This is a genomic window from Rhodomicrobium lacus (genome assembly GCF_003992725.1).
In the GTDB taxonomy this organism is placed as follows: domain Bacteria; phylum Pseudomonadota; class Alphaproteobacteria; order Rhizobiales; family Rhodomicrobiaceae; genus Rhodomicrobium; species Rhodomicrobium lacus.
Map to the genome: position 1 here is coordinate 1,593,081 of NZ_RZNF01000012.1, position 13,298 is coordinate 1,606,378.

12 protein-coding genes and 1 tRNA gene are annotated in these 13,298 nt (G+C 62.3%); 9 read left to right on the forward strand and 4 right to left on the reverse strand.

What is annotated here, in order from left to right:
- The first annotated feature begins 43 nt into the window (after positions 1 to 43).
- The 6 genes from EK416_RS16700 (at position 44) to ubiV (ending at position 8,130) form a co-directional block, all read left to right on the forward strand.
- On the forward strand, positions 44 to 844 hold the full coding sequence (locus EK416_RS16700) for a DUF2189 domain-containing protein (protein WP_127079490.1): 801 nt from the start codon (positions 44 to 46) through the stop codon (positions 842 to 844).
- A gap of 156 nt (positions 845 to 1,000) precedes the next feature.
- The gene (locus tag EK416_RS16705; protein ID WP_127079492.1) at positions 1,001 to 2,221 is read left to right on the forward strand and encodes an efflux RND transporter periplasmic adaptor subunit; all 1,221 of its coding nucleotides are present in this window, start codon (positions 1,001 to 1,003) and stop codon (positions 2,219 to 2,221) included.
- Positions 2,222 to 2,224: 3 nt separating this feature from the next.
- The gene (locus EK416_RS16710) at positions 2,225 to 5,389 is read left to right on the forward strand and encodes an efflux RND transporter permease subunit (protein WP_127079494.1); all 3,165 of its coding nucleotides are present in this window, start codon (positions 2,225 to 2,227) and stop codon (positions 5,387 to 5,389) included.
- A gap of 178 nt (positions 5,390 to 5,567) precedes the next feature.
- Positions 5,568 to 6,221, forward strand: coding sequence for a ubiquinone anaerobic biosynthesis accessory factor UbiT (ubiT, locus tag EK416_RS16715; RefSeq protein ID WP_164730075.1), 654 nt, complete (start codon positions 5,568 to 5,570; stop codon positions 6,219 to 6,221).
- Entirely contained in the window at positions 6,218 to 7,210 is a 993-nt protein-coding gene (gene ubiU, locus EK416_RS16720; protein ID WP_127079498.1) for a ubiquinone anaerobic biosynthesis protein UbiU, read from the forward strand. The genes ubiT and ubiU overlap by 4 nt, the downstream gene beginning before the upstream one ends.
- Positions 7,210 to 8,130, forward strand: coding sequence for a ubiquinone anaerobic biosynthesis protein UbiV (gene ubiV, locus EK416_RS16725; RefSeq protein ID WP_127079500.1), 921 nt, complete (start codon positions 7,210 to 7,212; stop codon positions 8,128 to 8,130). Before ubiU ends, ubiV begins: the two co-directional genes overlap by 1 nt.
- 80 nt (positions 8,131 to 8,210) lie before the next feature.
- Here ubiV and sseA read toward each other — a convergent pair whose 3' ends face one another.
- A complete protein-coding gene (sseA, locus tag EK416_RS16730; protein ID WP_127079502.1) occupies positions 8,211 to 9,071 on the reverse strand; it encodes a 3-mercaptopyruvate sulfurtransferase in 861 nt (286 codons plus the stop codon).
- Between the two features lie 103 nt (positions 9,072 to 9,174).
- On the opposite strand from sseA, the gene EK416_RS16735 reads away from it, so the two are divergent.
- Positions 9,175 to 9,630, forward strand: coding sequence for an NlpC/P60 family protein (locus EK416_RS16735; RefSeq protein ID WP_127079504.1), 456 nt, complete (start codon positions 9,175 to 9,177; stop codon positions 9,628 to 9,630).
- Here the strand turns inward: EK416_RS16735 and EK416_RS16740 are convergent.
- Together EK416_RS16740 and EK416_RS16745 are read right to left on the reverse strand one after the other, a co-directional pair.
- Positions 9,600 to 10,655 carry a cysteine synthase A gene (locus EK416_RS16740; RefSeq protein ID WP_127079506.1) on the reverse strand — a complete coding sequence of 352 codons (1,056 nt, stop codon included), beginning with the start codon at positions 10,653 to 10,655 and terminating at the stop codon, positions 9,600 to 9,602. The genes EK416_RS16735 and EK416_RS16740 overlap by 31 nt on opposite strands.
- 282 nt (positions 10,656 to 10,937) lie before the next feature.
- On the reverse strand, positions 10,938 to 11,699 hold the full coding sequence (locus tag EK416_RS16745) for an outer membrane protein (protein ID WP_164730076.1): 762 nt from the start codon (positions 11,697 to 11,699) through the stop codon (positions 10,938 to 10,940).
- A 307-nt stretch (positions 11,700 to 12,006) separates the two neighbouring features.
- Between EK416_RS16745 and EK416_RS16750 the strand changes: the two genes are divergently transcribed.
- Positions 12,007 to 12,091: transfer RNA gene (locus EK416_RS16750), tRNA-Leu, on the forward strand.
- A gap of 416 nt (positions 12,092 to 12,507) precedes the next feature.
- Entirely contained in the window at positions 12,508 to 13,074 is a 567-nt protein-coding gene (locus EK416_RS16755; protein ID WP_127079510.1) for a PQQ-dependent catabolism-associated CXXCW motif protein, read from the forward strand.
- On the opposite strand, the gene tnpB is transcribed toward EK416_RS16755, so the two are convergent.
- A complete protein-coding gene (gene tnpB / locus EK416_RS18260; protein ID WP_425376129.1) occupies positions 13,075 to 13,287 on the reverse strand; it encodes an IS66 family insertion sequence element accessory protein TnpB in 213 nt (70 codons plus the stop codon).
- Between the last annotated feature and the right edge of the window lie 11 nt (positions 13,288 to 13,298).

Sequence of the window (13,298 nt, forward strand, 5' to 3'; positions counted from 1 at the left end):
CACCCATCTTTTGCCATGAAATGGCCTGAAAGGGGAGTTCGCGATGACGTCCATAAATGATGATGCCGCACCGGCTTCCAGAAGCGGAGACACCGCTCCCGCCATAGTGCGTATTCCGTTCGATGCACCCTGGAATTGGCTGGCCGCGGGGTGGCGCGATCTGACAGCCGCGCCGCAGATAAGCCTCGTCTATGGCGCGATGTTCGCGGGGATCGCCTGGCTGTTCATCCTCGGCCTCGCTCTTTCGAGCGCGATCCCGCTGATCCTGCCGCTGGCGGGAGGATTTCTCCTTCTGGGGCCCGTGCTTGCCGTCGGGCTTTATGAAATCAGCCGCAGGCGCGAGCGCGGAGAAGCGACGTCATGGGCCGATATCTCGGTCGCGGTCCGCGAAAACGGCTCGCGTCTGGCTCTTTTCGGCGTGGCTCTGCTCATTCTCTTCATCTTCTGGATGCGCGTGGCGTTTCTTATGTTCATGTTGTTTTTCGGCGCTGCCAGTTATCCCACCGCGGAAGCACTGGTCCCTACGCTCCTCTTCACCTGGCACGGACTCGGCCTCGTGGTCGTCGGCACGGCTGTCGGCGCGCTGTTCGCGTTCGTCGCCTATGCGATCTCGGCGATTTCGGTGCCGATGCTTCTTGATCGCCGCGTCGATGTCGTGACGGCGATTATTCAGAGTGTGCAAGCCGTGAGGACGAACCCGGAGGCGATGCTTCTCTGGGCGGCTCTGATCCTCGGAATCGTTGTGCTGGGGTGCGTGACGCTCTTCTTCGGTCTCGTAATCGCGTTTCCTCTTGTCGGTCACGCAACTTGGCATGCTTACCGAGAACTCACCGGTACGCGGTAAGGTTCGATACAAAGAGATAGTTGTCTTGCTTCGAAAGACATTATAGGTCCGCACTCGGGCAATTGGTCGCGGATGGACGCAGGTACGCTCGCGAGCGGTATTGCCGAAAGGCTACGGACTTGAATTTTGACGCCAACGTAATCTGAAGAGGGCGCTTTGACTTTCCGGCTTCGCAAGACGCGTCGTTTGCTCTGGGCGCTTCTCCCCATCGTTTCCGCTTTCGCCGCTCCCGAGGGTGCGAAGGCTCAGGCTCCGAATGCAGGCCCTCCCGCTGTCGGCGTGATCCGCGTGGAAGAGCAGCCGCTGACCCAGACCAATGAATTTCTCGGGCGCATTCAGGCAACGGACCGCGTGAATATCGTTGCGCGTGTGTCTGGCTTTCTCGAAAAGCGCTTCTTCGAGGAAGGGTCGGACGTCAAGAAAGGCGAGCCGCTCTATCGCATCGAGCAGCCGCCCTTCAAGGCAGAGGTGGATGCACGGCGCGCGGTTGTGGATCAGCTCAAGGCGCAGCTTGAAAACGCGAAGCTGACGCTCGACCGCGCCAAGTCTCTCCTCGGTGGTCCCGCCGGCCAGCAATCGGCCTATGACAGCGCGCTCGCCCAGCAGCGAAGCTTTGCTGCGCAGGTGCTCGGCGCACAGGCGCAGTTGCAGACGGCGGAAATCAATCTCGGCTATACGGACATCGTCGCACCGATCTCCGGCAAGATCGGCCGCTCGGCGATAACCGAGGGCAATTACGTGACGCCAAGCTCGACAGCACTGACCACGATCGTAAGTCAGGATCCAATGTATGTCGTCTTTCCGGTGGCGGTGCGCGCCGTCAACGAATTGGCGGCGCGGTACGCGACGCGCGGCGGCTTCGACGCTGTCCGCATCAAGCTCAAACTGCCCGACGGTCGCATCTACAGCCAGGAAGGCGAAGTCAACTTCGTCGACAACACCGTGTCGACCGATACCGACACGATCATCATGCGCGGCACGATCCCCAACCCTCAGATCTCCATCACCAAGGGTGTCGCGCTCCGCGAGTTGTCCGATGGCGAGTTCGTGCGTGTGATCCTTGAAGGTGTGCAGCCCGTTCGGGCCATTGCGGTGCCGCGCGCCGCGGTTCTGACCGACCAGCAGGGCGATTACGTCTTTGTGATCGGCGCCGATAACAAGGCCGAGCTGCGCCGCATCGAACTCGGACAGACGACGGGCGCGACAGCTTTCGTGCTGAAAGGTCTGTCCAAGGGCGAGAACATCGTCATCGAGGGATTGCAGCGCGTGAAACCGGGCCAGCCGGTTCTGCCCGGACCGCCGGCGCCTCAGCCCGGCGCGGCGCAACCCGCCGCCGCAGTTCCGGCAACGAACAAGCCCGAAGACGGGAAACGGTGATCCATGATTTCTTCGGTCTTCATCGACAGGCCGCGCCTCGCGATCGTTTTGTCGATCGTGATAACGATCGCGGGCGTTCTCGGCCTCCTCAATCTCCCCGTTTCGCAATTCCCCGATATCGTGCCGCCGCAGGTGCAGGTCACGGCGAACTATCCGGGTGCGTCGGCTGAAGTGGTCGAGACGAGCGTCGCGCAGCCGCTCGAAGCGCAGATGATCGGCGTCGACAAGATGCTGTACATGAAATCCAACAGCGCGAACGACGGCACCTACACGCTCACGGTCACGTTCGAGCTTGGCACGAACCCCGACATCAACACCGTGAACGTGACGAACCGCGTTCAGTCCGCGCAATCGCAATTGCCGGAGATCGTGACGCGGCAGGGCGTGATCACGCGCAAGCGCTCGTCCGCCGTGCTTCAGTTCATGATGCTCTACAGCGAGACGGGCGAGCAGGATCCGCTCTTCATCACGAACTATGCAACGATCAACGTGCTGGACGAGATCGCACGGACGCCGGGCGTCGGTCAGGCGTCGCTCTTCGGCAAGCTCAACTATTCGATGCGCATCTGGTTCGACATCGAACGGCTGGTGAGCCTCAATCTCATGCCGTCGGACGTGATCCGGGCCATCCAGGCGCAGAATCTTCAGGCTCCGATCGGGCGCATCGGATCGAGGCCGATAAGCCCGGACCAGCAATTCCAGATGAACCTGCAAACGCAGGGTCGCCTGTCCACGCCCGAGCAGTTCGGCGAGATCATCCTCCGCGCCAACCCTGATGGATCGGTTCTCCGCGTCCGCGATGTCGCGCAGGTGCAACTCGGCGCGCAGAACGAAGACTCCGATAGCCGCCTCAGCGGCAAGCCTGCCGTGGCGATGGGCATCTATCTCGCCCCCGGTGCGAACGCCGTGGCTACGGCCGCCCGCGTGAATGCCACGATGGAGAAGCTGAAGCCCCGCTTCCCACAGGGGCTGAACTACCTCGTCGTCTTCGATTCCACGACCTTCATCTCGGACACGATCCATGAAGTCATAAAGACGATCATCGAGGCGTTCGTCCTCGTGGTGATCGTCGTCTTCCTGTTCCTGGGGAATCTCAAGGCGACGATCATTCCGGCCATCGCGGTGCCGGTTAGCCTCATCGGCACCTTCGCGGTGCTGCTGCTTCTGGGCTATTCGGCCAATACGATATCTCTTCTCGCACTGGTGCTCGCCATCGGCATTGTGGTGGACGACGCCATCGTCGTGGTGGAGAACGTCGAACGCGTGATGGAGGAAGACCCACATCTCACGCCAGCGGAAGCCACAAAAAAGGCGATGAACCAGATCACGGGGCCGATCTTTGCGATCACGCTTGTGCTTCTGTCGGTGTTCGTCCCGGTCGCGTTCCTGCCTGGCATTACGGGTCAGCTCTTCCGGCAGTTCGCGGTGACGATCTCCATTGCCATGCTGATTTCGGCGGTTGTCGCGCTGACGCTGTCGCCCGCTCTCTGCCGCGTATTCCTGAGGCCCGCGGAGAAAAAGGGCGTCATGGGCTGGGTCATGAGACGCATCGACGACACCCGCGATTCCTATGCGTGGGTGGTGCGACGGCTGGTCCGTCTCGCTCTCGTGTCATTGCTCCTCGTGGGTGGATTCGGAGCGGGGGCCTATCTGCTTTCCCTGAAGATACCGACGGGCTTCCTGCCGGAGGAAGATCAGGGCGCCTACTTCATCGTGATCCAGCTTCCGAACGGCGCTTCGGTGTCCCGAACGACGGAAGTGACGAAGCAGGTCGAAGGCATGATGCTGAAGCAGCCGGAGGTCTATCAGACCTTCTCGGTGATCGGCTATTCCTTCCTCGATCAGAGCGCGGCCTCGAATGCAGCCTTCATGGTGGTTCGACTGAAGCCGTTCGCGGACCGGCCCGGCCCGGAGCACTCCGTTCAGGCGCTCATCGGTCGAACGTTCGGCATGACGCAGAGCATCCGGACGGCGAACATCTTCGCGTTCAACGTGCCGCCGATCATCGGCCTGTCGACAAGCGGCGGATTCGAATACCAGCTCGAAGCGCTTGAAGGACAGGACCCGGCGAAGATCGGCAGCGTGATGGGCGGACTCCTGATGGCCGCCAATCAGGACCCGCGTCTGTTCCGCGTGTTCTCGACCTTCACGGCGTCGAACCCGTCGATCTTTCTCGATATCGACCGCGACAAGGCCCAAACGCTCGGCATCAACATCTCCGATATCTTCACGGCGTTGCAGTCGACGCTCGGCGGCTACTACGTGAACGACTTCAACATGTTCGGCCGAACATGGCAGGTTAACATCCAGGGCATCGCCGAAAACCGCACCGACATCGAGTCGCTCTGGCGGATATATATCCGCAACAACAGGGGCACCGTGGTGCCGCTGCAGGCCATCGCCTCGGCGCGCATCGTGGTCGGCCCGCAGGTCATTTCGCGCTATAACAACTATCGCTCGGTCTCGATCTCGGGGAGCCCGGCGCCGGGCGTCTCGTCTGGCACCGCTCTACAAGCGATGGACGAGATCTCGAAGAAGACGCTGCCGAACGGGTTCTCCTACGAGTGGACCGGCACGGCATATCAGGAACATGAGGCTTCGGGTCAGACGGGCGTCATTCTCGCGCTGGCACTGTTATTCGCTTACCTGTTCCTCGTCGGTCTCTACGAAAGCTGGTCGATCCCGATATCGGTGATCCTCTCGATCACGGTCGCGATCCTCGGCGCGATGGCGGGGATTCTGCTGGCGGGACTGACTCTCGATCTTTACGCACAGATCGGTCTCGTGGTGCTCATCGCACTCGCGGCAAAGAATGCGATCCTGATCGTGGAGTTCGCGAAAGAGGAGCACGACAAGGGCGTGCCGATTCTGGAATCCGCCGTGCGCGGCGCGCGCACCAGGTTCCGCGCGGTGATGATGACATCCATTGCCTTCATCCTCGGGCTTTATCCGCTCGTGGTGGCGACGGGTGCCGCCATGATCACACGTCGCGACGTGGGCACCCCCGTCTTCGCGGGCATGCTGGCGGCGAGCTTCATCGGCATCCTCATCATTCCGATGTTGTATGTGGTGTTCCAGTCGGTGCGCGAACGGGTGAAGAAGCGGCTTCTCGGCTCGGCCTACGAGCGGCAGACGCCGCATCCGCCGGATGAGCAACCGGCTGCATAAAGCGCGTCTCAGGATGGCCGGGATCTCCCGGCCATCTATTTTGCGGAATGTGGTCGACAAAATGCCACCCCCGCTTCCAGATGACGCGCCGCGTTTCGGCTTGACCGTAGATCGATCTTTACTCATCATCCGCCCCATGAAGCCATCGAATTTGCCGGCGCCCCTCGTTCGTGGCGCCATGACCGTCGCGCCGCCCTTCGTGCTGGCGCGCGCTATAGACGCGCTCCTGCGCAAGATGGAGCGCCAACACCCGCGCCTGTTCAAGAATCTGGCGCGGCTGAAGCCCACTGTGATCCACGTCGAGCCGTCGGATCTCCCGCACCGCTTCGCGCTGAAATTCGGCGGCGACGAGAGGGCGTTCGTTCGTCTCCTCGATCCGCGCGATGAAACGCCGGGCGACGCATGCATCAAGGGCAACATCGACGTTCTCCTGAACCTGCTTCAGGGGCGCATCGATGGCGACGCACTGTTCTTCACGCGCGGGCTGGTCATCGCGGGCGACACGGCTGCCGTGGTCGCGCTGCGCAACACGCTCGACCGCGAGGAAATTGACCTGTTCGCTGACGTCACCTCGATGTTCGGCCCGCTTCAGAAGCCCGCCGAGCGCGCGCTGACCACGCTTGGCCGCGTGCGGGAAGCCGCGCGCCATCGTGCAGCCGAGTTCATCGACTCGCTTCGCGAAGAAAAGGCGGTCGATGCCTCGGCGCCGGCCTGGGCCAACGAACGTGACGCTCTCAAGGCCGAAATCAAGACGCTCCAGACCCGCATCGCCAAGCTCGAAGTGCGGGAGAAGCTCGCGAAAGGTGCGAGCCAGGACGTGGCACACTCATGACACAACACTCCCTTGAACTTCTCAGCCCGGCCGGCAATCCGGCTGCCCTCAGGGCGGCTATCGAAGCTGGTGCGGACGCCGTCTATTGCGGCTTCGCCGACCGGACGAACGCGCGCAACTATCCCGGCCTGAATTTCGACGTCGACGAGATGGTCGAGGGCGTGGCCTATGCGCACTCCAAGGGCGCGAAGGTGCTGGTCGCCATCAACACGTTCCCGCCCGCCGGCGAGATGAAGTCGTGGAAGGACGCCATCGACAACGCCGCCATGGCAGGCGCGGATGCCGTCATCCTCGCCGACATCGGCGTGCTCGACTACGCGGCGAACAAGCATCCGAACCTGCGCCGCCATCTGTCCGTGCAGGCCTCCGCCGCGAACCCGCTGTCCATCAACTACTATCGCGATCAGTTCGGCGTGAAGCGCGTGGTGCTGCCGCGCATCCTCTCCGTCGACGAGGTCGCGCATGTGGCGAAGGAAACGGGCATGGAAATCGAGGTGTTCGGCTACGGCTCCGTGGGGCCGATGTCCGAAGGCCGGTGCTTCCTGTCCTCCTACATGACCGGTCTTTCGCCGACGAGCGAAGGGGCTTGCGCGCCCGCGAGCCACGTCACCTACAAGGAAGACGGCGACTTCGTGCTGTCCTGCCTCGGCGATGTCGTGCTGAACCGCGTGGCCAAGGGCGAAGGCGCCGCCTATCCGACGCCCTGCAAGGCGCGCTACGTGGCCTGCGGCAAGGCGGGCTATATCTTCGAGGAGCCGATTGCGCTGAACGCGCTCGACATTCTCCCGGAACTGAAGAAGGCCGGTGTGACCGCTCTGAAGATCGAAGGCCGACAGAGAAGCAAGGCCTACGTGGCCGAGGTGGTGAGCGCGTTCCGCAAGGCGCTCGACGCGGTGGAAACGGGCGAGACGCGCTCGACCGACGATCTCAGCGAACTGTCCGAGGGCGGCCGTCAGACGTTCGGCGCGTACAAGAAGGGCTGGCGCTGATGTCAAACCAGAATGCAAACCGGGCCGGGCTGACGCTTGGGCCGCTCCTTCATCATTGGACTCCGGAAGCGCGCCGCGATTTCTATTTCCGCGCCGCCGACGAGATGCCGGTCGACACCGTCTATGTCGGCGAAGTGATCTGCTCGAAGCGCGAGCCGTTCTTTCAGGATCATCTCCCGGAAGTCATCGACCGGCTGAAATCCGCAGGCAAGGAAGTGGTGCTGTCGACGCTGGCGCTCGTCACGCAGCCGCGCGAGGTCAAGGCGATCCGCGAGGCCGCCGACGCAGACCTTATCGTGGAAGCGAACGACGTCGCCTGTCTCGAAGCGCTGCATGGGCGCCCGCACGTCATAGGGCCGTTCATCAATGTCTTCAACGAGGGCGCGCGCGACTTCGTGGCGAAGAATGGCGCTTTCCGCGTCGTGCTTCCCGTGGAAGCGCCCGCGACGTCGATCAAGGTTCTGGCCGACAATGCCGGCAAGCTTGAGACCGAGGTGCTGGTTTTCGGCAAGCAGACGCTTTCGATCGCCATGCGCTGCTATCATGCGCGCGCGAATGGCCTCACCAAGGATTCGTGCCAGTTCGTTTGCGGCCTCGATCCGAACGGCCTCAACGCCACGACCGTGACCGGCGACGATATTCTTACCATCAACGGCACCTCCACCATGTCGAACGGCTATGGTGTGCTGCTGCACGAGCTGGACGCGCTGCGCTCGATGGGCGTGACGCATTTCCGCCTCTCGCCGCAGGCCATCGATATGGTTGAAGTCGCGCGCCTGTTCCGCGACACGCTCGACGGCAAGCTCGCGCCAGCGGAAGCCGAGACGAAGCTTCGTCCGCTCACCGATCCGGTGCCGTATGTGAACGGCTTCTATTACGGCCGTGTCGGCCTGTCATGGAACGAGCGCCACGCCGCCTGAGCGGCGACGCGGTGATGCCAACGGGACGGTGCCGCCGAGCGGCCCGTTCCCCCAAATGACCGGTCGCTTGCGCTCTCCGATCAGGCCGGACCTGTCGTGACAGGCGCTTGCGGCACCTCGCTCCATTCCGCCCATGAGCCGTCGTAAACTGCGGCGTGCTCGTTGCCCGTGACGGCAAGCGCGAGCGCCAGAATGCACGCCGTCACGCCCGACCCGCATGTGGTGATGACCGGCTTTTCCGGATGGATGCCCGCCGCCTCGAATGCCGCGCGCAACTCCGCCGCGGGCTTCAGCGTGCCGTCCGGCGCGATCAGCGAGCCATACGGCACATTCCGGGCCCCCGGCATATGGCCGAGCCGCGCCACCGGACGAAGCTCCACCTCCGCCCCCTCGAAGCGGGGCTTCGAGCGCGCATCGGCGATCTGCGTGCGGCCACCTTCCACGATACGGATCATGTCGCCGATTTCGCGCACGAGTTCGCTGTTCTTGCGGGCCGTGAAATGCCGTTCGGACCGCGCGGCGGGCGCGCCCGCTTCTACGGGACGTTCTTCCGCGAGCCATTTTTTCAGCCCGCCATTCAGCACCACCACATCTTCATGGCCCATGACGCGGAACATCCACCAGCCGCGCGGGGCGCTGAACAGGCCCTTCGAATCGTAGACGACCACTTTCATTCCGTCGCCGATGCCAGCCTTGCGCATACGCGATGCGAACTTTTCCGGGGACGGCAGCATGTGCGGATAGGGCGAGTTGGTGTCGGACAGCGCCTCGATGTCGAAATAGAGCGCTCCGGGTATGTGCGCGTCATGATAGATTTCGCTCGCCGGGCGCGCATCGGCGGGCATGGTCAGACCGGCGTCGACCACGACAAGGCCCGGCGCGCCGAGCCGCTCTGCAAGCCAGTCCGTCTCGACCAGCCACTTGGACGAAAAATCGGTCATCGCTTCCCCCTGAATCGTTGATTTTGTATAAGTTAACCTGTGAGCGCGCGGAACGGTATGGATAATGCGTCAAAGGCGCGCCGGGTCCACCGGGAGCGACATCGTGCCGTCGAACGAAGCATCGGAACCGCTCGCGATCCCGGCTGCTCTGAGCGCCGTTCGCTACGTCGCGCGGAGCATCCCTGGCTGCGCGGGCAGCATCGCCCTGCACGGAGCGAACTGCCAGCGCTTCGCGTATGCGGTGATCCGGCATTACGGCTGCGAGATCGCGGATTTCCGGTCGAGCGAGCTGTGGGCGGACGAGGTGTTCACGCAGCATGTGAATGAGATCGAGCCGCTCGACCTGCTGTTCTTCAATCGTGAATCCGAAACCTACGGCGCGCATGTCGGGGTCTACATGGGCGCGGGGCTTGTCGCGCATCTTGCGAAACATGTCGGCACGCCAACGCTCTGGACGCTCGCGGATTTCGCCGCGCGCCCGGAATATGCCAACCTCATCGGCGCGAAACGCCCGATCCGACGCGCCGCTCAGCCTTCGAAAACGGTCGGCAGCGTCTGAGGCGTGTCGAGCCACGGCGGAACGGGCAGCCCCTTGCCGCGCAGGAATTCCGGGTTGAAGAGCTTCGACTGGTAGCGCGTGCCGTAGTCCGCGAGGATGGTCACGATGGTATGGCCGGGGCCGAGATCCTTCGCCAGCCGCACCGCGCCCGCAACGTTGACGCCGGTCGAGCCGCCGACGCACAGCCCTTCCTCGGTCAGAAGGCGGAACACCACGTCGAGCGCTTCTTCGTCGGGGATCCGGTACGCGCCATCGACGCCTGCGCCCGCGAGATTTGCCGTTATGCGGCCTTGCCCGATGCCCTCGGTGATCGATGAACCGGTCGCTTCGAGCGTGCCGTGGGCGTAGTGGCTGTAGATCGCCGATCCGAACGGGTCCGCGACGGCGACAACAATGCCCGGGCGCTTCGCCTTGAGCCCGAGCGATGTGCCCGCGAGCGTGCCGCCGGTGCCGACCGAGCAGATGAAGCCGTCCACGCGACCGGCGGTTTGCCGCCAGATCTCTTCCGCCGTCGTCTCGATATGTGCGCGCCGGTTCGCGATATTGTCGAACTGGTTCGCCCAGATCGCGCCTTCCGGCCGCTCGGCGGCGAGCTTGTGGGCAAGCCGCGCCGAATATTTCACATAATTGTTTGGGTTCTTGTACGGCACGGCCGGAACCTCGACGAGGGTGGCGCCGAGAAGGCGGAGCGCGTCCTTCTTCTCCTGGCTTTGCGTCTCGGGGATCACGATCACCGCCTTGTAGCCGAGAGCGTTCGCGACGAGCGCGATGCCGATGCCGGTATTGCCCGCCGTGCCTTCCACGATCGTGCCGCCCGGCTTCAGCGCGCCTTGTTTCACCGCATCCTGCACGATGAAAAGCGCGGCGCGGTCCTTGACCGACTGGCCGGGGTTCATGAACTCGGCCTTACCGTAGATCTCGCAGCCCGTCTCTTCGGAGGCGCGCTTGAGGCGGATCAGCGGCGTGTTGCCGATGGCTGAGATGACGGAGGATTTCAGGGCAGAATTGTCGATTGTGTGAGTCATGAGCTCGCCGGAGATCAATGGAATGCGGTCATGATCGCGCCGTTGAAAGAGGCAGACAACTCGTAAACCGGTGTTTAGATGGAATTTCCGCCTTTGAGCGAACAGGTGGAATAAGCATCGCGCTCCAAAGTCTCTACGCGAAACGCAGGTTCCGCAATCGGGCGTGCGATGTGGGATCTCAGGATGATTCCTTCGCTGTGATCGTGAGGCCAGTGCCTTTCGCTTGGCGCGGAAAGGCACTGGCTCTTTTGCTGCACTGGCGGCCAGATCGTCGATCTCGACCTACCTGCCGAGACGGTAATTCAGGCCGATCTTGACGACGTGGAGAGTTTCGTCCGACTTGCCGCTTGCGGCGAAGGTCGACTCCGTCGGGTAGAAGATCTTGACCCGGTCGTCGCCCAGGTCGATGTAATTATATTCGACCTTGGCGGACAAGTTCGACGTGAAGGCATATTCGAGCCCCGCGCCAACCGTCCAGCCCCAACGCGTTTCTTCTTCCTTGCCGCTGTAGTTGTATCCGGGGTCGAGCGGCACGGTGTAGCCCGCCGTGTACTTCGCATGCGCCCAAGCCACGCCGCCCTTGGCATAAAGCAGCGCGTGATCGAAAGCGACGCCAACGCGCCCGGCAATCGTACCAAGCGCATCGATCTTTGTCGTGCAGGGGTCGCTACTTTGAAGGCAACTTCCGCCAAATGCACCGCCCTTTCCTTGTCCATCGATGTCGGCCCAGGCCGCGTCGGCCTCGACGCCGATGACGGTGCGGTCGATTTGCCAGTTATAGCCGATCTGGCCGCCAGCGAGAGCGCCGTCTATATCGTATTTCGTATCGAAGCCCGGCACCACGTACCATGGATATAGCGGATCGCTGAAATCGCGCCACTCGTTGCGACCCGCGGCGTAGCCGCCATGAACACCGACGTAGAGGCCGGTCCAGCTAAGCGGCGCTTCTTGCGCCGGTTTGATTTCGTCTTTGTAGGATAGATCTGCCGACTGTGCGGCTGTAGACATAAGAATTGCGAGAGTGCTCGCAAAAACAACGCGCATGATACCCTCATTAAAAATTCCGATTGACTCGGAAATGCCCATATTTCCATCGCCTGGCGAGTGGTAACACCACTTAAAATGGCGACAGGATATAAGTCTGTCTCATTATCGCCACAAAAATAAAAACTGTTCTGTCACAGAAGTGACAGATCCGCGCGCTATACTTGCTTTTTATAATTAGTTACACATTTCGGCGATCGTCGCCCCAATGGGACGCTATCACTTGGAAAACGCTGCGGACGCCGCTATAGAATGATCGGCGTACTATCTGTCCGGCGAGGCTTCCCCGACGGAGCCTTCGGGAAATGCGGGCGTGGCGGAATTGGTAGACGCGCTGGATTTAGGTTCCAGTGACGAAAGTCGTGGGGGTTCGAGCCCCTCCGCCCGCACCACCACCCAAAACCCCACTTGTGATTTTCCACGACGGCATTCCATCGTTTCGCCCGCGCGCGCCCGCCCGGTCGGGAGAAAGATCGGCCCAGGAAGGCCGCGACGCCAGCTTGCATTAAGTCGTGTTGCCGGTAACCGCAGAGACGCGGACTTTCCGCTTCCGGCGTTCGTGCCGAGTGCTCCGCCACACTTGCGGTGTTCGACACCGCAACCGCGCCCCGGGAGAGTCCCGACCCCGATTCGCGAGCGGTGGAACGCATAGCCTGAATATCGGACTGCGCGCGGAATGAAGCCTCCATCGTAAGATTGGCTGATTTTCAAAATGCAGTCTTTCTGTCACTTAGCAGCCTGTGTCGGCGAATGAAGCTGGTGTGGCTCCCGGCAGCCGCATCGCTCCTTACGCCCCTTTGGAGAGAAAATGACGAAGCCTTTTCTTTTTCTGGCTGTCACTCTGCTGGCTTTCGCGAACCCCACGCTGGCTGACGACGCACAGCCAACAATTCCCGAGCCCCCGGACTATCGCACCGAAGCCTATCGCGCTCCGACACCCCAAACCCTCCACGGTGCCAAGGTGCTTGACACCGCCGCAGCGGCCGCGCTTTGGCGCGCAAAAACGTCTGTGTTCGTCGATGTCCTGCCTCGGACGCCGAGACCCGCGAACCTCTCGCCGGGCACCATCTGGCGGGAAAAGCCGCGCCGCGACATCCCCGGCAGCATCTGGTTGCCAAACACGGGCTTCGGCTCTCTAAGCCCCGCCATGGAAGCCTATTTCCGCGAGGGGCTTGAGAAGGCCAGCGGCCGGGATTTCTCGAAAACGCTGGTTTTCTACTGTCTTCGAGAGTGCTGGATGTCGTGGAACGCCGCAAAGCGCGCGCTCTCGCTCGGCTATACCTCCGTCAACTGGTATCCCGAAGGGACCGACGGTTGGGAAGCTGCCGGCCTTCCTGTGGAGGAAAGTCAACCCATTCCGGAGCCGCATTCCTAGTCAGCAGCGGAAGAGCTGGGAGACAGAAGCCATCGGGGCAGCGGGCGCTTCGCAGATACTGACGGTCCGGTCCGCCCGTTTGGAGCGGAAGATGAAGGCGGCGCCGCAAAACGGATCGAGCTTCAAGACCGCCTGAATTGCGGCCGCCAAGCCGTCCATGCCCTTGCGAAAGTCGATCGGCCGCGTCGCTATGTATATCCGCGGCGGATGTATGCAGCCGTCGT

Bases quoted from the DNA above. Each gene is read 5' to 3' on its own strand.
- EK416_RS16700 (WP_127079490.1), top strand. From the start codon at position 44: ATGACGTCCATAAATGATGATGCCGCACCGGCTTCCAGAAGCGGAGAC.
- EK416_RS16710 (WP_127079494.1), top strand. From the start codon at position 2,225: ATGATTTCTTCGGTCTTCATCGACAGGCCGCGCCTCGCGATCGTTTTG.
- ubiT (WP_164730075.1), top strand. From the start codon at position 5,568: ATGACCGTCGCGCCGCCCTTCGTGCTGGCGCGCGCTATAGACGCGCTC.
- ubiU (WP_127079498.1), top strand. From the start codon at position 6,218: ATGACACAACACTCCCTTGAACTTCTCAGCCCGGCCGGCAATCCGGCT.
- ubiV (WP_127079500.1), top strand. From the start codon at position 7,210: ATGTCAAACCAGAATGCAAACCGGGCCGGGCTGACGCTTGGGCCGCTC.
- sseA (WP_127079502.1), bottom strand. From the start codon at position 9,071: ATGACCGATTTTTCGTCCAAGTGGCTGGTCGAGACGGACTGGCTTGCA.
- EK416_RS16740 (WP_127079506.1), bottom strand. From the start codon at position 10,655: ATGACTCACACAATCGACAATTCTGCCCTGAAATCCTCCGTCATCTCA.
- EK416_RS16745 (WP_164730076.1), bottom strand. From the start codon at position 11,699: ATGCGCGTTGTTTTTGCGAGCACTCTCGCAATTCTTATGTCTACAGCC.
- EK416_RS16755 (WP_127079510.1), top strand. From the start codon at position 12,508: ATGACGAAGCCTTTTCTTTTTCTGGCTGTCACTCTGCTGGCTTTCGCG.